Consider the following 23,382-nt stretch of genomic DNA (forward strand, 5'->3'; position numbering starts at 1 on the left):
GTCATTTGGCTATGCGCGCGAAATTGTTGCCCGAAGCGGTTGACAAAAAAAGCGGTAGGGGGTAGAATGAAGTCAATGGGGGAGGCAGGGCACTTATGCAATGCTTTGCGTGCGTGGCGCAACTCCTGTGAGGGTCACGCACCAATTTCCAGCAGCTAGACCCAAATTGTTCCGCGAAGGGATTGACAAAACAATTGATAGTGGGTAAAATGGAGTGGATGGTGCAGGCAGGGCACAAAAGCAATGCATAAATTGCTTTAAGTGGGCAAGGGCGATCGCCTGGAGGTTTAGGAACTCGCTACAGCAATTCGATGGAAGGGGTGAAGGCAATCTGAGACTTGCAAAGGCAAAAAACCGCTTGCCTATGGCCTCGGTTGATTGCGATCGCCCCTTAAAATAAGATGAAGTTGCGATCGCGCAATTGGGTTGTCGGTGGGCATTATTCCACCCCCTGCTGCTCTCGGGGGGAGTGGATTCGGTTGGCTGACAGACCATGTTTGCCGGATTTGCCAGTAAGGCGGTTGCCTATTTCCAGGATTGTGGGAGTAGGCATCAGCCAGGATATCCCGATTCCCTGCTATAAAAGCTTAATTGAACAATCCAGAATTCACCCATGAAATCACCTGAGTTTGATTACTACGATCGCGTCAACCCAGACTTGCTCAAAGTGCTGCCCGCCGATGCCAAAGTTATCCTAGAGGTAGGCTGTGGGGCAGGAGCATTAGGGGCGCAGTACAAGCGAATTAACCCCCACTGTCACTATATTGGCATCGAACGAGAGCCAGAGGCAGCACAAGTAGCAGCGCAAAGGCTCGATGAGGTGATTGTCGCCAATGCGGAAGACCCGGAAGACCCGCGCCTCGACTTTGCACAAGAGAGCATTGACTGTTTGGTGTATGGGGACGTGCTCGAACACATGGTAGACCCTTGGGGGGTACTGCAACGTCATGCCCGGTGGTTGAAACCCGAGGGGCAAGTGCTGGCGTGCATTCCGAATATTCAACACTGGAGTGCGATCGTCAATTTGTTGCGCGGAAACTGGGAATATCAAGAGCAAGGATTGCTAGACCGCACCCACCTGCGGTTTTTCACCTTAGACGGCATCAAACAGTTATTTGCCGATGCGGGGTTGCACCCATATGAAATCCAAACCCGGGGACGCCAAGGGCAGGCATTTCAACAGTTCCAGCAAATTTTAGCCCCGGTGGTGCAGGCATTAAAAATCGACCCGGCGACCTTTGCGACGCAAACAGGGGCGCTGCAATATGTGGTGCGCGCCCAGAAATCTGCCACTGCACCGCGACGGTTGTTAATTCAGACGATTATTATGGCTCCCACGGGGTGCGATCGCCTGCGGGTATTAGAGCCAGACCGCTTTAGTGCTACCATTCCTGGAGTGCGAACCCTCTCGGGCGTCAAAACTGCCGATGTGAATTTAGCGCTCCCCCACGAAGAAAAGGTCTTTATTTGGCAGCGAACCATTTTAGACTATCCGCAAGATTTGTCCAAACTGAAAGAATTGTTGCGCCGGGGGTATTTAATTGTGGCGGAAATTGATGATGACCCCCTGCGGCGTCCGCAATACGCGAACAATCATTTTCTCAGCTACGGCGGCTGCCATTGCGTGCAAACTTCTACCGAACCCCTAGCGGCTTATTTGCGTCAGCACAATCCAAATGTGGCGGTATTTCAGAATCAGCTTGCCTATTTGCCGCCCCGCCGCGTTTATCCGGATGATGAGACTTGTACGATATTTTTTGGCGCATTGAATCGGGAAAAGGATTGGGAACCGATTATGCCGGCCCTGAATCGGGTGTTGAAAAAATATGGGGAGCGAGTGCGGGTGAAGGTGCTGCACGATGAATTGTTTTTTAACTCTTTAGATACGCAGAATAAAGAATTTCAACCGTTTTCGCCGTATGAAGTTTATCAGGAAATTTTGCATGGATGTGATGTGGCGCTGTTACCGCTGATGCCCAACCGGGTCAATGGGATGAAATCGGATTTGAAGTTTCTTGAATGTGCCGGTCATGGGGTGAGCGTGTTGGCGAGTCCCACGGTTTATGAGAAGTCAATTGAGCCAGGGGAAACCGGGTTGATTTATCATTCGCCCGAAGCGTTTGAAGTGAAGTTAGAAGGGTTGATAGAAGATGTGGAATTGCGGCGGCGATTGGCGGGGAATGCTTATGAGTGGGTGGCGCAGAATCGCTTGTTGTGCCAGCATTATCGAGAGCGGTGGGAGTGGTATTTGCAGATGCGCGATCGCCTCCCGGAATTGAATGCTGCTCTACGCGATCGCTTTCCGAAATTGTTTGAAGATTAATGCTAGGAGCCGATGAAAATTCTGTTCGCGATTGCCCATTATTTTAATCCGGATGGCGGTGGGAAACATGGTTCTCTCAGCAAAGATTCGCGATCGCGTATTATCGCCTTGAGTACCTGCATAACCCACTTGTGGGCATTGTTTGGCAAATCCCAGCGTTTGATTGATATTGCCCATGCTGTAGCAGTGCCCGTGAACAAACCCCAAGCCCACGACCTGGATATTGTTATCTGTACCACCCGAAATCATCACCTCTTGGGTCAGCTTCCCATTCCCAAGGGGGTTTATCATCATCATGCCACCCAAGCAGAACCCATGCTACTCGGGTTTGAGTGTCACGCCCTGCTGCGAGATTGCCTCGGTCGTTATGATTATTACTGTTATTTAGAAGATGATTTAATTCTGCGCGACCCGTGGCTTTTTATTAAATTAAATTGGTTTACCCAACAAGCCGGCGACCTCAACCTGCTACAGCCCAATCGCTACGAACTTTCCCCTGCCGGTGGGATTGGCAAAGCCTATATCGATGGAGAACTGGCGGCGAGAGTGACAGAACGGTTTCAAAATGTAGCGGAAAAACCAGAGTTGAAAGGGCATATTATGGAACATCCCGTGATGTTTCGCCGCACCCTAAATCCCCATGCCGGTTGCTTTTTTTTGAATGCCAAACAGATGGGGTATTGGGCGCAGCAGCCTTATTTTTTAGACCGCGATACCCGGTTTATCGGCCCATTGGAAAGTGCCGCCACCCTGGGGATTATGCGAACCTTTAGAATTTACAAACCCGCCCCGGATAATGCCAGTTTTCTGGAAATTCAGCACTTCGGCACGGCATTTTTAAGTTTAATTGGTCGGGACATTCAGGGCGGCAAAAGGTAAAGAAAACCAATTGGTCATTGGTCATTGGTTATTGGTCATTGGTCATTGGTCATTGGTCATTGGTCATTGGTTATTCAATCACAAAGACCAGGTAGGGTGTGTGACCCCCCGCACCCAATCGGTGGTGCCACAGTCAAAGGGAAACCGGGGGGTCACGCACCGACTCAACTGGGACTGACATAAAAAAAGCCAGAGACTTGCATCTCTGGCTTTTTTTATCTTGACTAATTTGATGCTGAGAAAACAGCGAATTGAGAATTAGAACAAGACAATATCGTTGAAGTTGACTTCACCGCTTGTAATGGCTGCGATCGTGGTGACCCCACTCAGACCACCGGTTGCATCGGCACCATTCGCGTCATAGAGCAAGAACCCACCATCACCGGTGTCTTGGAAGATAACGGAAGGCAGGGTGGAGTTCGCGGCAATCGAGGTGAACGAACCGGTATAAGCCGAGGTGGTGGTTACAAAGTCAATGTTGCTTCGCAGGGTTTGACCCGCACCCACTTGGAAGTTAAAGTTCTTTTGACCCACTTCTAAGTAGAACTTGTCCGTACCAGTTTCAAATGCAGTGCCAGTAGCAGAGGTGATCGTATCTCCAACTTCTCCGGTATTCGGCGTGCGGAACACGAAACCATCGAACTGCCCGGATTCGCCGACTAAGGTGTCTGTGCCTTTGAAACCTTCGAGGAAGTCACGACCTGGCTCGTCTCCCCTGAGCAGATCGTTTTTTGCGCTTCCCACTAAGCTGTCATCACCAGCGCCCCCGAGGAGAGTATCGCTGGCTTTCCCAGCGATTAGTATGTCATTCCCTTCACCCCCAATTAAGGAGTTGGTGCCGTTGCCACCGGCCAAAATATTGCCATTATTGTCCCTGAGAATGGCAAGGAGGGAGTCATCGCCTTCCCCGCCGAGCAAGGTGTTTCCGGCGGCAGCGGTGAGGAGGGTATCGCTGCTGGCATCTGCGCCGCCGTACAAGGTGCTGTTGTTACCGGAAGACCACAGGGAATCATTTCCTTTGTCTCCGGAGAGGTAGCTACTGATTCCGCTAGCGGTGAGGGTATCGCTACCTTCCCCGCCATAGAGGGTGACGCTATTTCCAGTGCCGATTAAGCTGTCATCCCCTTTGTTGCCAAAGCCAATGCTGGTGCCACCGCCGAGGGAGAGAACGTCATCATTGGCACCGGCAACCGTGTCTGCATCGGTGCCGCTGGTGCCGCCATATAAGGTATCTCGCGTCTGTGCGCTCAGCAGGGTGTCGCTGCCTTTATCACCATACAAGAGGTTGCTGCCGCTACCGGAGTCAACCACTGGGTTCCCCCCTTGACCAGAGACCACGGTGTCACCATCTTGACCACCGTACAAGGTGCTGTTGGCATAGCTGCGGGTTTCTAAATAATCGGCTCCGGTGTTTCCAAAGGCGAGGACCTGAGTCCCGAGGTTGACCAAGGTATCGTCACCCTCAGCACCGAATAAGGTTTGCCGTCCGCGCGCGCCCCCAAAGGACCACATGCTATCATCGCCCAGGCCGCCGTGAACCAGGTTGTTCCGGGGGACGCCGTTTAACGCGAGCTGGGTGCCGAGGTTCTGCCCCTGCTGGGTCGGATCCGCAAAGGTGCCGGAAAGCACGATCGGGGCATCCTGACCGAGCATGAACAGGGTGTCGTTCTCCACACCGCCGCTCAAGGTATCGCGATCGCCCACGCCGAAAACCACGTCGTTTCCTTTGTCCCCAGACAGATAGTTCCGCCCTGGATTGTTCGTCGGTCCCACGCCGCCTGCGCCGACAACGCTCACATCGGAGCCGATCGCGCCACCGACAATCACGGGATTGACGCCGCTGAATCCGGGTACCGTGTCGGGGACGAACCCACCAGCACCGCCGCCGGTACCGCCAGAACCCAGTACAACGACCTGAAGCGTGTCGTCGCCAATCCCACCCCAGAGGGTATCCTGCCCGAAGCCCGACCCACTGAGAAAGTCGTCTCCGCCGTTCCCGAAACCGAGGTTGCTGCCGCCGATCGCGTTCCCGAAGTTGAAGATATCGTCGCTATCTTGCTCCCGGTTTTCAGTCAGATTGTCGGTGCCGCCAAATACGGTATCTTGACCGAGGCTCCCTCGCGCTTCAAATCGATCTTGGCTTAAATCGCCAAAGAATAGGCTTCGCCCCGCTCGACTGACGAGGAAATCGTCGTCTTGCCCGCCATACACCGTGTCTCCCGGGCCGGCGGAAATCAGGGAATCATTTTCCGTGTTGCCAAACAACACGCTGGCACCGACGACATCGGAGATTAGAAAGTCGGAATTCGTTAGGCCCAGCACAGTGTCCGCGCCTAGTCCAAACAAACTAAGATCTAGAGTATCGCTCGTATTTGTAGGTAGTGTATCGAGTATTCTAACCATTCGTGTCTTTCACTCCTCATCTGTTTCGTTTCGTCCTGGTTTAGACTGCCTGGGCAGCTAACGTCGGAACTCCTTGGGTTCGGTTGAGTCGTCTGGTCTTTCTGTCAGCAGCAAGTCTAGCCCAATTGGGTGCTAATGTCTAGTCTGGCAAGATGGCAAACTTTTGTTGACTCTTGAGCGGACCGATTAGCATTGCTCATAGATTTTATCTTGACAAGACTGGGATGCAGGACTATCATGTGCATCCCAGAGTTCCCTAGGGTGCAAGGCCCTGGAGAGGTCTCTGTGTTTGATAGTAAATTATTTATTCACTCTATGGCATTTGACACCGGGTGGATTGCCAGAAAGTTTTCTGTCTACCGGGGCGCTAGGGTACCGGGGCGCTGGGGTAAGTAAGGCTGCAAATGATTGCGATCGCCGCTAGAGGCGATTCGGAAGCGTCTTCCCCCCCGGAAGCCATCCATACAACACTGCTTTGACAGATTCGAGGGAAAAAATTGCAAGAGGGATGTGGTTGTGGTGGATTTGCATGGGGTTGAGTTTTGGTTGCAACAGGGTCAGGAGCGCCAAGCGGCGAGACAGTGGGAGGCGGCGATCGCTTGCTATCGAGAAGCCCTCAATCGCGATCCGAACAAGCCCACAGTTCGTCGCCTACTTGCAGAAGTCTACACTCTCCAAGGCGATTTTCCGGAGGCGATCGCCCAGTGCCAAACTGCACTAAAGCTGGCACCGGATTTTGCCGAGGCTTACAAGACTCTGGGAAATGCACTGTCCAATATGGGCAACCTCCCTGCAGCCCAGCGGGCTTATTCTCGGGCTGTAGAAATTATGCCAGATTTTGCAGCGGCTCATGCCAATCTCGGCAGCGCGTTGTATCGTCAGGGACAGTTGGAGGAGGCGATCGCTTGCTACAAAAATGCGATCGCCGCTCAACCCACTCTGGCAGGCGTCCACTGGAATCTGGGACAGATTTATTCCGATTTGGGTCGGTTTGCGCAAGCGCTGGCGTCTTGGCAGCAGGCGTTAGCCCTGCAACCGCAAATGGCGGGATTTCAGTCGTATTTAAAGCTAGGCAATGGCTTGCTCGAATTGGAACGACTGGATGAGGCGATCTCATCTTACCACCGCGCGATCGCCCTGCAGCCAGATTCGGCTGAGGCTTATTCCAATCTCTCCACTGCTCTAGCAAAACAAAACCGTCTCGATGAAGCGGTGGCTTTTTTGAATCGCGCGATCGCCCTTAACCCAACCCTCCCGGGCTTGCATTTTAACCTGGGCAAAACGCTTTTGCAGCAATTCCCCAACACTCACCCCCTCATCCACCCCCGCTTTGATTCGATTGTCGAGTCTTTTTTAACGGCAATTTCCCTACAACCTGACTTTGTTGCCGCCCATCAAAGCTTATTTAATCTCCTCACCAGTCCCCCAGAAGCGGTGGAGCATTTTTCTCGCTTACGCACCGCCTCGGAACGCTATCTAACTCGATGCTCAACTCCTTATAAGATTATCGCCGCGATTCCTGCCCTCACCAACGCTTTACACGCGGGACGCAATGAATTCGCTGCGGAAACGTTTCGCCAATTGGAAACTCAAATCGCGGCGGGCTTCGATGATTTTTCGCAAAATTTCATCAAAAATCTGTACGGTCATCTCTTATATGCCCAGCCCCATCTACGAGACGATCGCAGTCGTAATTTTCAGCTCTCTCAACTGCTTGGCAAAGCAACCGCCGAACAACTCGATCGAGAACTCCAAAATCACCCCCCGGCAACCCCCGCCACAACCTTCCGGCCAAAATCACCCTCGCAGCCGCTTAAAATCGGGTTTATTTCCCCCCACTTTCGTCGCCATTCTGTAGGTTGGTGTAGTGCGGATATCCTGCGCGCCTTGTCGGAAATTTCGCCGCAGATTTATTTGTACGTCACCCATTCCCAAAAGGTTGACGATAAAACCGAACACTTCCAAAAAACTGCCGCAAAATTCTATCCCTTTCCCCAAGATTCAGACAACTCCAAACTGCAGATACTCGAGCAAATATTACAAGACGAACTCGATATTTTAGTTGACTTAGATTCTCTAACCTTTCTGCCCAATCTGGAAATTCTCTACCGCGCACCCGCGCCAGTTTGTGTGTCGTGGTTGGGATTTGATGCGCCGTTTATGTCAGAGAAAAATTACTATTTATCGGACTGGCATACCCATCCAGAAGGGATAGAACCCCACTATTGCGAGCAGTTAGTGCGGATGCCGAATTCGTTTGTGGCGGTGTCGGGATTTGCCAGGGAGGCGATCGACACAGAAGCGGCGCGCCAGAGAATGGGAATCGATTCGCAGCAGGTGGTTTACCTGTGCGTCGCACCGGGGAAAAAGCTCGATCGCCAAATGGTTCGGGCACAGATTCAGATTCTCGATCGGGTTCCCAATAGCATATTATTGCACAAAGGTCAAGGGGATCCGGCAGTGATTCGGGAGGCTTACGATCGCGCCTGTTTGGCGTCGGGGGTGGCGAGGGCGCGGGTGAAATGTGTGGGGCGATCGCCCACGGAAGAAGCGCATCGCCCTATCTACAGTATCGCCGATGTTTTATTAGATTCCTATCCCTACAATGGCGGTACCCATAACCTGGAAGCTTTATGGTTTAACTTGCCGATTGTCACCAGAACCGGCGAACAATCGCTCTCGCGCATGGGGTATTCTTTTCTCAAAACCCTGGGAATTGAGGCGGGAATCGCTTGGAGTTGGGATGACTATATCGCCTGGGGAATTCGCTTGGGCAAAGATGCCAGCTTGCGCTGGGACATCAAACAACGGTTAATCCACTCGAAGCAACCCGAAGCGTTATCTCCTTTGTGGAACCCCAAGCAGTTTGCTCGGGATATGTATGAAATATTCGAGCAATTAAGAAATCGTCTGTAGAAAACAACCCAATCCATCCAGTTATCAAGGGAGGAATTGTCAAGTTATGGCAGCATCACAGCAGGACCAGCAACATCCACAAGGAAGTCGCGATCGCGAAATTGTCAGCGCCCTGTTGACAGGAGAACCCAGCGATCGCAATTTAGCAGAATTAGGTCGGTTGCGAATTCGCTATCGCGGTTTTCCCGGAGAAAAAGAGCTGTGGGCCAATTTAGAACAAGTGCTACAGCGCTGGAATATGACCGAAGAAATGTTATTTGAAAAAACTCGGGAAATTCACAGCAAAGGTCGCGTTTATCGCATCCAAGACAACGACAGCGAAGATTGGATGTAATCTCACTGTTATTTAACAGAAAAACAAGAGGAAGGTGGGCTATCCCACCCTACTCAATACTATGCTGGATTCACCGCCGGAATTTTCAGCCACGCGGGCAGAGAATTCTCAGGCAAGGATAATTGCTCCCGATGCCGATAAAGCAGAATAGCTAATAGGCTATTTATCGCTTTCGGCGCATCCAATCCTCGCCCAATCTCGGCAGTCAATTCCGCAACCAACTGCCGTTCGGTATCGGTAAGCGGTTCATTTTGAACCCCACTTTTCATTACACTTTCATGGGCTTTACCCACATCGCTGGCATAGAACGGCTGGATTTTTTCCGGAGGAACGCTTAACCAAAATTCCGCAAATTCTTGCCGAATTTCGCGCAGTTCTGCCAGTACGGATGCGTCGGTGGGGTCGATGTAATAGAGGTTCGCGCAGCCAATCAGTCGGTTGAGAAATTCGGCAGTTAATCCAGAGTCGGAAAGGGAAGAGCCTGGGGTTACAGAGGGGTGGGGTTGATTTTGCCAGTCTCGGAACAATTGCGCGAAAACTTGGCCGATTTTTGCACCGTAGGAAGCACTATCTAAAAATGGCGGGTTGTTCTGCATTTGTTGCTGAATTTGCTGTCGATAGTGCTGGCGCAGTTGGGGATTCCTGGCGAGAGTGATGGCGAGGTTGATATAAGCTTGTTCGCTATCGGTAATTAAATCGGGCAATTGCAGTTCGCGCAGCAGTGCGCAACCTTGGCGAGAACGGAGGGTGTCTCCTTCCCAGGCGATCGCTGGAATGCCGCATCCTAGCGGATCCAACAGGGAAGTGGCTCCGCTATAGGGGTAGGAGTCGAGATAAATATCGGCAAGTTGAACGCACTTTTTGATATCCGTGGGACTGGGTAAGGTATTAATCAACACCAAACGTTTTGGGTCGATATGATACTGGGTAAATGTGGTTCGCAATCGCTCGAGAAATGCCTCGGCGGGATAGGTATTATTCCAAGCCGGACCAAAGGGATATAACACTAAAATGGAGTTCGGACAGGCGGCGATGATTTTGGCCCAGGTTTCGCTCAATTCGGGAATGATTTTGTAGAAATTGGCCCCGGAGATAAACACCACGGTGTAGTCGGTGGCACCCCAACTTGCACGGGTGGGATTCACGGTGGGTGCGGGTTGGGTGGTGGGGAAACGGAAACACAGCCCGGATCCTTCGATGTTGATCAGTTGTTCGCGATATTGAGATTGGGCGGTGGCGGCGGGTGCGGTGAGAGTCCCTGCAATGTAGCCGTCTATGTTGCGGATCCCGGTGGTGATGGGGGAGGCGATCGAGGTGACTTGCACCCGCGCTAGTCGGTGCATGACTAAATGGGTCAAGGGTTTGTTCGTATAGGTGATATTGGTGCCGATAAATAAGATATCGAGGTCATCCTCACGAATTTGTTGGACCTGTTGGCTGAGGTTTTCCGGAAGTTCGACGAAGCGGGCGCTACAACTTTGGCAATAGCGTTCTAAGCTGTTGTTATTGGTCCAAGTGGCATAGAGAATAATCTCAAACTGTTGGACATCGAGCGCTTCAAACACCGGCAGGGTGGCAAAGGTTTCGGTTGCCGGACTGAAATGGTCTCTTAAAATTCCGATGCGGATTTTTTGCCGACTGGCAGGGCGATCGCGGAAGCGATAATCGAGCGCATATCCCCGATTTTTCAGGGTAAATTCGACAATATCAGCCCATTGGACGTACAGTTCCTTCAGATTTGCGGCGTTAAAGTAAGGGTTCCGAAAGGTGGGATTATCGGTGAAAAATTCGGCCACTTTCCGCCAGACGGGGGACTGGGGATTACTGAATAGTTTGGTATGAACGTAGCGCAGCCAGTCTTGCAGGTATTGGCAGTAATTTTCCGCTTCTCCTTTCTCGTGGAAAATATTGGGAAAGGAAAACATGAATTTGATATAGTCATCAGCCAGCCATCGAGGAATCGGGGCGTTTTCATAGTTTAAATTCAGTTGATGCGGATAGCAGTAAAGCATTCCGGCGAGGAAGGATTGGATGGCGTTGGGATGCTGAAATCCTCGGGCAAGGTTGGCGGCGATTTCGCGGACGAAGGCTCGTTCGTCTGGGTTGAGGGGTTCGTCTTTGATGTTGCTTTCAAGCAGTGCTTTGTGGGTTTGTCCCAGGGTGCCGCAATAGGCAATATCGAGGGATTCGGCGGGCAAATTCAGCCATTGCCGAGCGAGTTGCTGGCGGGTTTGACGGGGGTTGCTTACAGCAGATTGCGCAGAAGGTTTGGGATGGGATTGTTCGATAGCGGAGGGGGCGGTAGAGGCGATCGCAAATTTCGCGGGTTGACGAGCTTTTTCAATTAGCACAGAACTGACGCGATCGGCCATTTTTTGCCAAGAAAATTGTTTGACTCGCTCGAATCCAGCCGCGATTAAGGTATTGCGAATTTCGGGTTTCTGAATTTGCAATAGGGCGTTTGCCATTGCAGCCGTGTCATTATCTTTAACATAAATTACTGCTTGTCCTGCCACTTCTGGAATTGCCCCATTGGGACAGGTAATCGCGGGACAACCACAAGCCATCGCTTCGAGCAATGGCAACCCAAATCCTTCATATTTGGAAGGATAAATCAGGGCGATCGCACCGGAATAAGCAATGCGTAATTCTTCGTCATGCAGTGGAATAACGCGAACGTTCGTTTCTCGCGCATAAACTTGGAATTCGGGTTCTAATTCGGCTTTTCCGCCTACACAGACAATCTCAAAGGTGTTGCAGTTCGGTACTTCAGCAAGGGATTTAAAGAATAACAGGGCATTTTTATAGTGATTGAGATTACCGCGACTGCCCACGAGTAAAAAATAGGGTTTGGAGATGCTGTATTTGGATTTAAACTGCTGGATTTCTTCCGGGGTGGCGGGGGAAAAGTAGCTGGATATTCCACAATGAGCAACGGTGATGCAATCTGGGGGAATCTGGGGCCAAAAACGAACGAGATCGCGAGCGGTATTTTTGGAGATGGTAATGTAGGCACAGGCATGACGAATTCCATACTGTTTCTCGCGCCACATGGGATCGCAGAGATTGGCTCGAGACAGTTCGGGAATCATGTCGTAAGCCATGAAGACTGAGGGGGTGGAGAGGGGAGTGGTGTAGTAGGTGGAGATAAAGATATCGGCGTTTTCTTCGTCGCAGATGCTCTGCAACATGGCGCGATCGCTGTCGGTATTGTTGTAATCGTAAGCCGGAATGCAGAGATATTTGATGCCCGGAATTCTCGGGGCGGTACCCACGCGATCGAGGAATAAAATTTGCTTGGCAAAGCCTGTTTTTACCCATTCTTGCAGCAGGGCGTGCCAGACTCGAGCGATACCGGTTTGGTTGATTTGATAAAATATCCCGTCTACAATAACTTTGACGGGTTTATTGGCGGTTTTCATCGGCGCGCGATCGGTCATTTCTTCTAGACGCTCTAGTAATAATTGATTGGAGAATTTATCGGCGATCGTTTTCCGTGCTGCTTCTCCCAATTGGCGACAAAGTTGGGGATTGCGGAATAACTCGATGGTGTATTTGGCAAATTCTTCGGCGTTTTTGGCCACAAATCCATCGATTCCATGTTGGATCGGACAACGTTGTGCAACATTTTCCAATACTACCACCGGCAAGCCATGAGCCATTGCTTCGAGTACCTTGAGCTGTTGACCCGTTCCCCCAAGCATCGGGCAAATGGCAAAGCGGCTTTCCTGATAAAATTTTTCCAAATCGGGAACGAAACCGAGTAATTGGGTTCCCCTGGTTGGAGACAAAAATTTACCTCCATCACCAATAACGTTAAGTACGAATTCCGGTACTTCAGCTAATACGCGCGGCAGAACTTTGGCGACAAAATATATATACGCTTGGTAATTAAACGCATTCGGGCCAATGGCAAATACCGGATTGCCACGGTAGGTATTCTCGGTGTCTTTTACTTCAAAAGTGAAGGGGATATGAATGACTTGAGTTTGCGAGGTATGTTCTTCAATCAGCTTTTGTTCTTGAGGCGTAATGGCAATCGTGCAGTCGTAACTATCGTATATTTTATACTCTTTTTCATCTACGCTCAAGCCCCGCTTGTTAAAAAAGTTTTCATCCAAAAATTCCCCATCAATCTGACGCCTTGCCAAAAAGCTAGAGACTAAACCTGCCATTTTTTGATTTAAGCTCAACAAATCCAAGGTGTCGATAATCCTCAGGGCAGACTTGAACTCATCTGCGATCGCCAGTTCTCCCCAAAACGCATAATTAATCACCACTATATCCGGTTGTAAGCGGTGGAAAAGCTGGCGAAAATGTTCCCGCAGACCCGGGGAATACATATTCCACCACTGACGTCCTCCGGTTTTGCGGAATTCTTCCTCTACAAATTGGCGATCGCCCTGACTCACTTGATGAATATCTACTTTGATTCCCACTTCTCGCTCTAACTGGGGGATGTTTTCCTCCGTCCAAGCAATATTCGTAAACAAGTTGGAACTAAATAACGTTACTTCATACCCTAATTCTTTCAACCCGTTGATGACCAACAAGCATCGTCTATCCGAGGCATATCGCGGCGGATAAACATAATTTTGGTAGGCAACTAGCGCTTTTTTAGGCAAGGGTTCTTTGGGGTTTGACTCTGCCCGATCGGGTGATTGTTTGTTGGCGTTTAAATCGCCTTTTTCTAAAATTTTATATATAAAATACCGCAGGTCATCCGGGCTGATTTCTTTTCTCAAGTCAAGCTTCTGTTCTGCTGCTATAAGATTAAATAACTCCGAATTTTGAAAAGCCAGGGTTTCAATAAAATCCGCTCGAACTTGTTCTTTGACATACTCATCTACTTGGTTGGATTTTAGCACCACATCAAGTAGGTCTTTTACTAAACCAGAATAGGGCTTCTGCCTTTTTAACTTGGCTTGTTTTACCTCTTCTAAAGACCCTTGACTTTCGTGCAGTCGATAAAAAAATAAAGGTTCATCTATTTTAGCAAATTCGCCCAATAAATTGAGTTCCTGCAAAATAATTACATCCGCACCATACTTATCTAGCAGTAAATTTGTTTTGAGGAGTGCCCCCCGCCGAATTAAGCTATAAATCGTGTACCAACCTGCTTTGGCAATGAGCTGATGACTTCTCTGCACCAAATTCATCCCCACAGTGGCTACATTTTTTTTCTGAGGATGAGATGTCCAGTCGGTTTTCACGCTCCCTTTTTCATCGATGAAAACCACTTCACTACAGCACAGTACAGCCTTGGGGTTATTTTCTAATCCCTCGACACATTTCCCAATAAATTTTCTCTCCCAAAAATCATCATGGGCAGCCCACATAAAGTATTTACCGTTAGAGAGTTCAAATACTTTATTAAAATTATTGGTTGACCCAATATTGTCGGAATTTCTGTAATATTGAATCCGGCTATCTTTCCCGGCATATTCCTGACAAATTTCGGGGGTATTGTCTGTAGAGGCATTGTCGGAAATAATCAATTCAAAGCAAGCGTAATCCTGTGCCAGCAGTGAATCTAGTGCTTGCCGCAGGTAGCGATCGCCGTTGTACACCGGCATTCCAATACTGACTAACGGTTGATTCTCTTGCATCTACTTTCCCTCTCTTCTTTGACTGATTATTTTCTGTACAACCACGCCCCAGGCCAATGAGTGACATTTTCCGTTAATTCACTCTCATTAAACGGCCAAATCGGTGGTTTTAATCCAAACTCGGGATGCTTTTGTGCAAACTCTGCTGCCGCCGCTTTTGGGTTATCCCAGCTCCATTCTTGATGACCGCGCGGAACGTCAGTCAGGTCCTCCATAATGCCATCAGTTGCCACCAAATACGAGCCAGGAGTTACCAAATCGCAGTACGCTTCTAATTCGGCTAAAACATGCTGCTTGGTGTGGCATGAATCGAGAATCACCATAACAACTTCCCCGGGGCGAATTAGGGATTTCACTTTATCAACGATCGCCGCTTCTATCGAACTTCCTTCTACCAGCGTAATCAGAGGAAACAGTTCGTGTTCTTCAATCGCTTTTCGATTATGCGGTCGAATCTCGATATCAATCCCGATGACCCGTCCTTTGCCCATCGCTTTACATAAACTGGCATAGTAAATCAGCGACCCCCCATGCGCCACGCCGGTTTCTATAATAACATCCGGTTTGACCGCATAAATCGCTTCCGATATGCGAATCATATCTTCGGGCAACTGAATTATCGGTCTTCCCATCCAGCTAAAGGTATAGGTATATTTTTGGTTCCAGCCAACTTTCAACCATTCGCGCGAAATCAATTCAAAGGCTTCTTTAGAATAAAGGTTAAGACATCTCTGAAAGCCCTCTACTTCTTCAATCAGTTCTCTGGTTTCTGTATCTATGATTAATTTCATTACTCTACGCTAATTAATTCCTCTCGTGTTTTCCACCAAGCCATTGTTTCTTCTAATCCCGTGGTTAAATCGTATGTTGGTTGCCAGCCAACCTCTCGGGTCAACCGCCGAATGTCTGCCACCAGTAAGGGGGGGTCGTTGGCAGAAGCGCGAATCGCTCCGAGTTCGATCGCTTCGGGCCGATTCAGCTTTTGCGCGATGTTTTCGATTATATCCTTTAATGCCACGGGTTTTCCCGAAGCGATGTTAAGCGCACCGACAACCTGACTCTCTAACAGAGTAACAAACGCATCTGCCACGTCTTTAACGTAGAGGAAATCGCGAATTTGATTGCCATGAGAGCAACGGGCGGTTTTTCCTTGCAGTAGGGAACGAATTACGTAAGGAACCAGGCGATCGCCTGGTTCGCGATCGCCGTAAGCAAAAAATATCCGTCCCCACGCGGCACTCATTTCCACTTGTTTGGCAAATGCCAAAACCATATTTTGTAAGGAGTTTTTACAAATTCCATAAACGGTACTCGGTAACAGGGGGGTCACTTGCTCCGAACAGTACCCATAATTCCAATCGTACTCGGCGCAAGTGCCTGCTATGACCACTCGCTGTCCCCCATTTCGGCGAAATTCCTGCAACAAATGCAAACTCGCTTGCACCCATCGAAAATTTTCCAGGGAGGTCCAGTATTTTCCCGGTACGGCATACCACGCCAAGTGCAATAGGTGACTCGGTTTCACTTTCTCCATTAACTCAGAAACTTGCGAGCTATCTAACAAATTTACTTGATACCAATAGCAGCCTCCAGAATCTTTTCCTACCTCTTTTGAAGACACCGCATGAACTTCATATCCCTTGGCTAATAATAAAGGCAAACAGGGGGTTCCGATAAATCCAGTTCCGCCGGTTACTAATACTCTTTTCATCCCCTAAAATCTTCGTATTGGCAATCTCTTGGCGAGATAATTCGCTTCCCCGTTTCAGGCCATTTTATGCCAAAAGCGGAATCGTTCCACCTCACGCCTCGACCCGATTCGGGATGATAAAATTCGGACATCTGATAGAATACCTCGCTGTTATCTTGCAAAGTTTGAAACCCATGCGCGAATCCTTCGGGAATGTAAGCCATTCGGCGGTTTTCTTCTGTCAGTTCCACCGCTACCCACTGTTTGAAAGTCGGCGATTCTGGACGCATATCTATCATTACATCATAAATCGCGCCTCGGGTACATCGGACTAATTTCGCCTCTTCATAGGGTTTGATTTGATAGTGCATCCCTCGCAGGGTTCCCTTTTTGTTGTTAAAGGATAGACTGCACTGGACTAACTGGGAATTTAAGCCCCGTTTTTTAAATTCTTCTTGGCACCACGTCCGGGCAAAAAATCCCCGCTCGTCTGCTAATCGTTCGGGTTCGATGATGTATGCGCCTTTCAGTTTCGTTTCGGTAAAAATCATGGCAGATAAACTGGAAAATTATCGAACCTTATCAGACTATTTTTAACTCGGGAATGGGAATAATAAACCGACCACCAAGCTGTCGATACTCGGCTTGTTGTTCGAGGATTTCTTCGGCAAAATTCCAGGTTAATAATAGGACGTAATCTGGCATTTTTTGGGTCAGAATTTTGGGGGGATAAATGGGCAGATGAGTTCCCGGGGTGTAGTGTCCTTGTTTGATGGGGCTGCGGTCTACGACGAAATCGAGGGTTTCTTTACCGAGGCCAAAGTAATTGAGTAGGGTGCTGCCTTTAGCGGAAGCTCCATAAACGGCTATGGTTTTATTTTGATTTTTTAAATCGCGCAGCAGGGACAGAATTTTATCCCGTTGATGTTCGACTTCTCGGGCAAATTTCTGGTAAATTTCCCGGGAGTTGACGCCCCAGTTTGCTTCCTGTTGAAGCAGTTGGGAAACGCGGGTCGATCGCGCGTCTTTGCCTGCTGCTTTTTTGGCAACAAACAGCCGCAATGAACCGCCGTGAATGGGCAGTTGTTCCACATCCACAACGTTCAGTCCGTGCCGCTGAAATAGTCCATCGAGAGCGGTGAGAGAAAAATAACAGAGATGTTCGTGATAGATGGTATCAAATTCTACTCCTTCGATTAACTCTTTCACGTAGGGAACTTCTATCACCGCGATTCCCCGGTCTTTGAGCAGTAAATTCATGCCTGCCACAAATCCATTTAAGTCAGCCACATGGGCGAGGACGTTATTGGCGTGAATGATATCGGCTTTTTCTCCCCGGGTTATCAATTCCTGCGCTAATTCTGTGCCAAAAAACTCGCTAATGGTGCGAATTCCTCGCTGTTTTTGAGCAATTTTGGCAATGTTTTCTGCGGGTTCTATGCCGAGGACGGGGATGCCTTGTTGCTGATAATATTGCAGCAGGTAGCCGTCATTGCTGGCAATTTCCACGGCGAGGCTGTGGCGGTGTAAATGGCGATCGCCTATCAATCGCTTGACGAGACTTTCGGCATGACGCAAGACGGTATCGGAAAAGGAAGAAAAGTAAACGTAATCCCGAAATAGCTGCTCGGGCGGCAGGGTTTCGGTAATCTGCACCAAGGTGCAGTGGGGGCAAAATGCCAGATCGAGGGGATAAGTGGGTTCGGGTTGGTTGAGTTGTTCGGCGGTAAGCAAGGCATTGGCGAGGGGAGTTTTGCCCAAAGACAGAACCAATTCTAGCTCAGTTTTCCCGCAGGAACGACAAGCAAAATTAGGCATTTGCCGCACCTCCTGTTGCAGACCCCAGAAAATTTTTGTACCATTCAATCGTGTGCTGCAATCCTTCTTCGAGGGAGAATAACGGATGCCAATTTAACAGTTTTCTGGCTTTAGCCGCACTTAAGGATTGATAGCGAATTTCGTTGGTCGCTTCCCCGCGAATTTCTGGCTCTAAATCCGAACCCATTAAGCTTAAAATTCGATTGACTAATTCGAGAACTGTCACCTGAGTTTCATTAGAAAAATTGAAGGCTTGACCGCTCAAGTCGGGGTTGTGGGCGAGTTCCTCGGCGAGGAGGGTGTAGGCGGCGGCCCCATCTTCGACGTAGAAGTAGTCTCGGATGTAGTGTCCGTCGGATCGGATGATGGGGCGATCGCCACGCAATACTGCTCGAATGGTTCCCGGGACGAGGCGGTTCCAATTCAAATCACCGCCGCCATAAAAGTTACCACAACGGGTAATTGCCACGGGCAAATCATAGGTTTTGGCATACGCTTGGGCAATGAGATCGGCACAGGATTTGCTGACATCATAGGGATGACACCCGAGGAGGGGGGTTTCTTCGTCGTAGGGAAGTTGTCGGGCTTCGCCATAGGCTTTATCTGAGGAGGCGAGGACGATGTGCTCGACGGTGGGGCTGTGCCGACAAGCTTCTAATAACGACCAAGTGCCTGCAATGTTGGTCTCGAAGGTGGAAATGGGATTGCGGTTGGCGATCGCTACGATGGTTTGTGCGGCCAAATGAATCACTGTGTCGATTTCGTATTCTCCCAAAATCCGCTCTAACAGCATCCGATCTTGTACGTCTCCACGCACCACTTTCACCTTCTCGATCGCTTGACTGCTGACCAGTTCGCTTTGCGGTACCCAATCGCGCACTAGACAAACCACATCAGCTCCCAATTCTATCAGTCGCTTCACCAACCAACCGCCCACTAAACCCGTACCACCAGTAACGAAGGTGGGACGATTCTGCCAAAAGTGATTTGCCGCTATCTTTGTTATTCCCATACTTTCCACGGTGGATTTCCACTTTGCCAAAGGCTTTCCAACAGTCGCACGTCGCGCAGGGTGTCCATACATTGCCAGAAACCCTCGTGGCGATAGGCAGCCAATTGCCCTGCTTGTGCTAAGCGTTCCAATCCTTGGGCTTCTAAACTGCTATTATCTCCCTCCAAATACTCAAAAATGCCTGGTTCTAATACCAGAAACCCCCCATTAATCCACCCTTCTCCAATTTGTGGTTTTTCGGTGAATTTCCCCACTAAATCGCCGTCAAAAATAATCCCCCCAAATCGGGCGGGCGGGCGCACGGCGGTTAAGGTTGCCAGTCGTCCTCTAGACCGATGAAACTCCAGTAACTCGTTTAAATTGATGTCACTGACGCCATCGCCGTATGTTACCATAAATGTTTCTTTTTTCAACCAAGGCTGCAAGCGCTTCACTCGACCCCCTGTCAGGGTGTTCAATCCGCTTTCTATCAGGTGGACGGTCCAATCTTCGCATTGATTCTGATGAACTTTAACCTTGCCTTTGGCCAGATTAACGGTCATACTGCCGTTCAAGGCGTAGTAATCCAAAAAATAGCGCTTGATGACTTCCCCTTTATAGCCTAAGGCAATGAAAAATTCCTTCAACCCGTAGTGGGCATAAGATTTCATAATGTGCCAGAGGATGGGTCGCTCACCAATTTCGACCATTGGTTTGGGCTTAACTTCGGTTTGTTCGGCGAGGCGCGTGCCTAAACCCCCGGCGAGAATGATGACTTGCATCGAACCTATTGCTTGCGACAATGACTTCGGTTGTTGAAAAATTTCGTATTCGCTCGTTTCGCTGATTCCATTGCTGAAGTTTCTAACTCGGAGAATTTGCGCTTCATTTTCTCGGCAATGTTAGTCTGGACGCGCGAATACAGTGGGTATTACTCGGTGGGCGATCGCATCAGAGAGCATCCGTTTTTCTGAACCTACACTGCTCTACCTTTCTCTCATGGGCTTTTCCTTAAATCGAGAAAAAATAGCGACGAAAAGTCGATTTTGCCATCGCCTTCCCGAGGTTCTCTCTACCCCACTCGCTCTAAATATTCGTGGATATCTTCGCGGATCCGCGTCAGTTCGGCTTCGGTGCTGATGCGGATGCGATCGTCGCGCAGGGTAATCAGCACTTTGGCGGAAAAGGGGGTGGGGTAAATATTCGGATTGCAGAAAATCTCTAAAAAAACCTCCCCGGTATGCCGATATTCCATCGGTTGCTGCGGTTGGGGTCTGCCACCGCCGGCCCCGGGTGCGGCAAAAGCAGCGATCGCTTTTAACCGCTGCATCAAGTCGTCCAGGGCTTCTTTTAATTCCCTGGCGGCTTCTGGGGTAAAGCGAAAGGACACCGATCCTTCGCCTAAATTTAGCGTTAACTGAGAATCAGACATGAACCATTCTTGTAAATACCCTGCTACTTTATCCTACTGGGGAATGGGAACACTGTTGCGCCTAATCTCCTGAATCTCCAAATGTCGTACAATCTTCTTAGCTGTGGAGGACAAACTTGTGGCGACAGATAATCGTGCGGAAGTTCGCAAGGTTCTGCTGATCACCCTAGCCCTGAATCTGGTGGTGATGGCGATTAAAGCGGTGGTGGGAACCCTGACGGGTTCTCTGAGTCTGCTGGCTGATGCATTGCACAGCGTCACCGATAGCGCCAATAATGTTTTGGGTCTGGTGACGAATCACTGGGCTTCGCCTCAACCCGATCGCGAACATCCCTACGGACACCAAAAGTTCGATGCTTTGGGCGCTTTGGGCATTGCGGCTTTTTTGGGGGTGGCCTGTTTTGAAATCCTCCAAGGTGCGGTCGATCGCATCTTTTCTGAGAGCAAGTCGGTGAATATTTCCCCGGGTCAGTTGTGGATCCTCCTGGTGGTCCTGGGTATCAATATTTTTGTGGCATTCTACGAACGTCGTGTGGGTCAGCGCATCGGGAGCAGTATTCTGGTCGCTGATGCCAAACATACCATGAGCGATGTCTGGGTGACGATTCTGGTGATTGCTGGGTTGATTGGGGTTTGGCAAGGACGAGTTCACGATTTGCCTGAGTTACAATGGCTCGATATCGTCCTGGCTTTCCCGGTGGCGCTGCTGGTGTTTCGCAGTGGGTGGGAGGTGTTGCAGGAAAATCTTCCTTGGTTGGTGGATGAGGTGGCGATCGCCCCGGAAGCCGTTCACGCGATCGCTATGCAGGTTCCCGAGGTGATTAACTGTCACGATATCGCCTCTCGCGGAATGGTGGGACGTCAGGTGTTTATCGAAATGCATATGGTGGTGGATGCCCATGACGTGAAAACTGCCCATGAAATTACCGAAAAAGTGGAAGCCCTTCTCTCGGCTAAATTCTCCCCCGCCCGGATTTTAATCCACATCGAACCCCCAAGCTACCAATCCGAAAGCATTGGTTATGCTTCCAATCCGGATCGCAAACCCGATTAACTCCCTCCCCCAAATGCACTTTCCCTGTCTCCTCTGCATGATTCTGTTCGCATAAATTTAGCAGTTTTCCACAGAAACGCAGACTTTTCCACAGCTCTAACCGGGGTTTTCCACAACCGCGATCGCCCTTTTTTATCCCCGCCATCCATCCAAACCCCGCTGACCTTTCTCCCCTTTTCGAACACCACGGATGGCTTTTGCGTTTTCCATTGTCCCAGAGGCGATAAATCGCGTCTCTACCAGCGGGGTAGTCGGAAGCTTCTCTAACCCGATCGTTGAAAAACGGTATAAGCCTTTTATCTTAACCTTTCCCCTTCGCCAATAGCCAGCGGCAAGCGGTTTGAAAAATTCTTTTGTATATTAAAAGGTGCCGTTATCCCCTAACCAGTGCGTACCGATGACTCCTCTGTCATTCTTAACCGATCGCGTTGCTGTGCTGGCAACGAAGCACCACAAGGAGCAAGCGATCGCTCCGCTTTTGCATCGGCAATTCAACCTGCAAGTTATCGTTCCTCCAGAGTTCGATACCGATGCGTTCGGCACGTTCACCCGGGAGGTGAAACGTCTCGGCACCCAAATCGAAGCGGCTCGATTGAAAGCAAAAAAAGCAATGTCTTTGACGGGAGAAACCCTCGCTCTCGCCAGTGAAGGCACCTTTGGCCCTCATCCCGCTATCCCCTACATCCCGCACAATCGCGAAATCATTCTGTTACTCGATACCGCTAACGATTTAGAAATTATCGCTGAAGAAGTCTCCACAGAAACCAACTACGCTCATCAGCTTGTTTCTACCCCCGAACAAGCCTATTCTTTCGCTCAAAGCGTTGGCTTCCCAGACCATGCTTTGGTGGTGATTGTCGGGGATGCCGCGCGCGGTGACGGGGAAATTATCAAGGGAATTACCACTGAAGAACAACTCTTTGAGGCAGTGGAATTTGCCCGGAAACGCTCTTCTGATGGTCGGGTTCATCTGGAAACTGATATGCGGGCAATGTACAATCCCACGCGCATGAAGGTTATCGCAAAAGCAACTGAGAATTTAATTCAAAAGCTGCACCAATTTTGCCCGCAATGTTCTTGGCCTGGATTTGATGCGATCGCCCGCCAACCGGGTTTACCCTGCCAACTTTGCCAGCTTCCCACTCCCCTGACGCGATCGCTGATTTATCACTGCCAAAAATGTGGCTTGCGCGAAGAAAAGCTCTATCCCGATGGCCGCCAAACTGCCGACCCTACCTACTGCCACTACTGCAATCCCTAGCAAGTCTGGCAGGTCTTAACCCCGATCGATCGCCTTTCCGGAATTTATACCGATGGGAGGATGCGACCAAAACATCATCCCTGGTATCACTAAATACAGTTACATCAATGGCAAAAGGAGATTTAATCTTGGCAAATCTGACTCAAGAAAAATGCTCGGCGTGCAATAAGGATTCTAAACCGATCTCTCAAGAAGAAATCGCCGAACTCAAACCGCAAGTTCCCGAGTGGAATATCAAAGAAGTGGACGGCCAATCTCGTCTGGAACGCACTTACAAATTGGACAATTTTAAACAGGCCCTCGATATGACCAACAAAGTTGGCGAACTTGCCGAGTCAGAAGGGCATCACCCCGCTTTGTTGACCGAGTGGGGGAAGCTTACTGTGACTTGGTGGACTCACGCAATTTCGGGTTTGCACCGCAATGATTTTATCATGGCCGCCAAAACCGATAATCTGGCCTCTTAAGTTTTCCTCCCCTCGGAATTCCCCATCGGGTGGGCAATGCCTACCCGATGGCTTAGGTGGGCTGGGAAAATGGCGATCGCACTTGACAAGGGAAATGAGCATCGGGTAAAATCTAGCTGATGGTGCATCCAGGACGTTAATGCAATGCATAGCTTGCTTAACTGCCCTGCCTGCACCATCGAGTTTCACCTCCTATTTTATCATT

At 49.7% G+C, this 23,382-nt stretch carries 17 protein-coding genes; 8 read left to right on the forward strand and 9 right to left on the reverse strand.

Annotated elements, in window-relative coordinates:
* The first annotated feature begins 613 nt into the window (after positions 1-613).
* A complete protein-coding gene (locus LKK83_RS25050) occupies positions 614-2,323 on the forward strand; it encodes a methyltransferase domain-containing protein (protein ID WP_324634163.1) in 1,710 nt (569 codons plus the stop codon).
* A gap of 12 nt (positions 2,324-2,335) precedes the next feature.
* Positions 2,336-3,202, forward strand: a complete 867-nt coding sequence (locus LKK83_RS25055; protein ID WP_324634164.1) for a calcium-binding protein — start codon at positions 2,336-2,338, stop codon at positions 3,200-3,202.
* 258 nt (positions 3,203-3,460) lie between these two features.
* Here LKK83_RS25055 and LKK83_RS25060 read toward each other — a convergent pair whose 3' ends face one another.
* Positions 3,461-5,524 (reverse strand): calcium-binding protein, encoded by a 2,064-nt coding sequence (locus LKK83_RS25060; RefSeq protein ID WP_324634166.1) that lies wholly within the window; start codon positions 5,522-5,524, stop codon positions 3,461-3,463.
* Between the two features lie 597 nt (positions 5,525-6,121).
* Here LKK83_RS25060 and LKK83_RS25065 point away from each other — a divergent pair.
* Together LKK83_RS25065 and LKK83_RS25070 are read left to right on the forward strand one after the other, a co-directional pair.
* Positions 6,122-8,521 carry a tetratricopeptide repeat protein gene (locus LKK83_RS25065; RefSeq protein WP_324634167.1) on the forward strand — a complete coding sequence of 800 codons (2,400 nt, stop codon included), beginning with the start codon at positions 6,122-6,124 and terminating at the stop codon, positions 8,519-8,521.
* 46 nt (positions 8,522-8,567) lie between these two features.
* Positions 8,568-8,855, forward strand: a complete 288-nt coding sequence (locus tag LKK83_RS25070) for a DUF3288 family protein (protein WP_324634168.1) — start codon at positions 8,568-8,570, stop codon at positions 8,853-8,855.
* 59 nt (positions 8,856-8,914) lie between these two features.
* Here the strand turns inward: LKK83_RS25070 and LKK83_RS25075 are convergent, their stop codons facing one another.
* From LKK83_RS25075 to rfbF, 7 genes are read right to left on the reverse strand one after another with little or no spacing between them, the layout of a single operon-like run.
* A complete protein-coding gene (locus LKK83_RS25075; protein ID WP_324634170.1) occupies positions 8,915-14,464 on the reverse strand; it encodes a glycosyltransferase in 5,550 nt (1,849 codons plus the stop codon).
* A gap of 26 nt (positions 14,465-14,490) precedes the next feature.
* Positions 14,491-15,255, reverse strand: a complete 765-nt coding sequence (locus LKK83_RS25080) for a cephalosporin hydroxylase family protein (protein ID WP_324634171.1) — start codon at positions 15,253-15,255, stop codon at positions 14,491-14,493.
* The gene (locus LKK83_RS25085; RefSeq protein WP_324634172.1) at positions 15,255-16,175 is read right to left on the reverse strand and encodes an NAD-dependent epimerase/dehydratase family protein; all 921 of its coding nucleotides are present in this window, start codon (positions 16,173-16,175) and stop codon (positions 15,255-15,257) included. The genes LKK83_RS25080 and LKK83_RS25085 overlap by 1 nt, the downstream gene beginning before the upstream one ends.
* Entirely contained in the window at positions 16,172-16,705 is a 534-nt protein-coding gene (gene rfbC / locus LKK83_RS25090) for a dTDP-4-dehydrorhamnose 3,5-epimerase (protein WP_324634173.1), read from the reverse strand. The genes LKK83_RS25085 and rfbC overlap by 4 nt, the downstream gene beginning before the upstream one ends.
* A gap of 31 nt (positions 16,706-16,736) precedes the next feature.
* Entirely contained in the window at positions 16,737-17,972 is a 1,236-nt protein-coding gene (locus LKK83_RS25095) for a class I SAM-dependent methyltransferase (protein ID WP_324634174.1), read from the reverse strand.
* The gene (locus LKK83_RS25100) at positions 17,965-18,984 is read right to left on the reverse strand and encodes a GDP-mannose 4,6-dehydratase (RefSeq protein WP_324634182.1); all 1,020 of its coding nucleotides are present in this window, start codon (positions 18,982-18,984) and stop codon (positions 17,965-17,967) included. Before LKK83_RS25100 ends, LKK83_RS25095 begins: the two co-directional genes overlap by 8 nt.
* Positions 18,975-19,745: a glucose-1-phosphate cytidylyltransferase gene (rfbF, locus tag LKK83_RS25105; protein ID WP_324634175.1), complete on the reverse strand. Its 771-nt coding sequence runs from the start codon at positions 19,743-19,745 to the stop codon at positions 18,975-18,977. Before rfbF ends, LKK83_RS25100 begins: the two co-directional genes overlap by 10 nt.
* A 33-nt stretch (positions 19,746-19,778) precedes the next feature.
* On the opposite strand from rfbF, the gene LKK83_RS25110 reads away from it, so the two are divergent.
* A complete protein-coding gene (locus LKK83_RS25110; RefSeq protein WP_324634176.1) occupies positions 19,779-19,937 on the forward strand; it encodes a hypothetical protein in 159 nt (52 codons plus the stop codon).
* Positions 19,938-20,035: 98 nt separating this feature from the next.
* On the opposite strand, the gene LKK83_RS25115 is transcribed toward LKK83_RS25110, so the two are convergent.
* Positions 20,036-20,395: a hypothetical protein gene (locus LKK83_RS25115; protein WP_324634177.1), complete on the reverse strand. Its 360-nt coding sequence runs from the start codon at positions 20,393-20,395 to the stop codon at positions 20,036-20,038.
* A gap of 118 nt (positions 20,396-20,513) precedes the next feature.
* Here LKK83_RS25115 and LKK83_RS25120 point away from each other — a divergent pair, with 118 nt between their 5' ends.
* The 3 genes from LKK83_RS25120 (at position 20,514) to LKK83_RS25130 (ending at position 23,177) form a co-directional block, all read left to right on the forward strand.
* Complete coding sequence (locus LKK83_RS25120; protein WP_324634178.1) at positions 20,514-21,449, forward strand: cation diffusion facilitator family transporter; 936 nt, start codon at positions 20,514-20,516, stop codon at positions 21,447-21,449.
* Positions 21,450-21,846: 397 nt separating this feature from the next.
* Positions 21,847-22,710: a DUF6671 family protein gene (locus LKK83_RS25125; RefSeq protein ID WP_324634179.1), complete on the forward strand. Its 864-nt coding sequence runs from the start codon at positions 21,847-21,849 to the stop codon at positions 22,708-22,710.
* A gap of 107 nt (positions 22,711-22,817) precedes the next feature.
* Positions 22,818-23,177: a 4a-hydroxytetrahydrobiopterin dehydratase gene (locus LKK83_RS25130; protein ID WP_324634181.1), complete on the forward strand. Its 360-nt coding sequence runs from the start codon at positions 22,818-22,820 to the stop codon at positions 23,175-23,177.
* Positions 23,178-23,382 lie beyond the last annotated feature (205 nt).

The sequence above is a fragment of the Phormidium sp. CCY1219 genome (assembly GCF_035615515.1).
GTDB lineage: Bacteria > Cyanobacteriota > Cyanobacteriia > Cyanobacteriales > Laspinemataceae > CCY1219.

What these genes read in the sequence shown, in the direction of transcription:
- LKK83_RS25050 (WP_324634163.1), top strand. Translation starts at nt 614, where the DNA reads ATGAAATCACCTGAGTTTGATTACTACGATCGCGTCAACCCAGACTTG.
- LKK83_RS25055 (WP_324634164.1), top strand. Translation starts at nt 2,336, where the DNA reads ATGAAAATTCTGTTCGCGATTGCCCATTATTTTAATCCGGATGGCGGT.
- LKK83_RS25070 (WP_324634168.1), top strand. Translation starts at nt 8,568, where the DNA reads ATGGCAGCATCACAGCAGGACCAGCAACATCCACAAGGAAGTCGCGAT.
- LKK83_RS25075 (WP_324634170.1), bottom strand. Translation starts at nt 14,464, where the DNA reads ATGCAAGAGAATCAACCGTTAGTCAGTATTGGAATGCCGGTGTACAAC.
- LKK83_RS25080 (WP_324634171.1), bottom strand. Translation starts at nt 15,255, where the DNA reads ATGAAATTAATCATAGATACAGAAACCAGAGAACTGATTGAAGAAGTA.
- LKK83_RS25085 (WP_324634172.1), bottom strand. Translation starts at nt 16,175, where the DNA reads ATGAAAAGAGTATTAGTAACCGGCGGAACTGGATTTATCGGAACCCCC.
- rfbC (WP_324634173.1), bottom strand. Translation starts at nt 16,705, where the DNA reads ATGATTTTTACCGAAACGAAACTGAAAGGCGCATACATCATCGAACCC.
- LKK83_RS25095 (WP_324634174.1), bottom strand. Translation starts at nt 17,972, where the DNA reads ATGCCTAATTTTGCTTGTCGTTCCTGCGGGAAAACTGAGCTAGAATTG.
- LKK83_RS25100 (WP_324634182.1), bottom strand. Translation starts at nt 18,984, where the DNA reads ATGGGAATAACAAAGATAGCGGCAAATCACTTTTGGCAGAATCGTCCC.
- rfbF (WP_324634175.1), bottom strand. Translation starts at nt 19,745, where the DNA reads ATGCAAGTCATCATTCTCGCCGGGGGTTTAGGCACGCGCCTCGCCGAA.
- LKK83_RS25115 (WP_324634177.1), bottom strand. Translation starts at nt 20,395, where the DNA reads ATGTCTGATTCTCAGTTAACGCTAAATTTAGGCGAAGGATCGGTGTCC.
- LKK83_RS25125 (WP_324634179.1), top strand. Translation starts at nt 21,847, where the DNA reads ATGACTCCTCTGTCATTCTTAACCGATCGCGTTGCTGTGCTGGCAACG.
- LKK83_RS25130 (WP_324634181.1), top strand. Translation starts at nt 22,818, where the DNA reads ATGGCAAAAGGAGATTTAATCTTGGCAAATCTGACTCAAGAAAAATGC.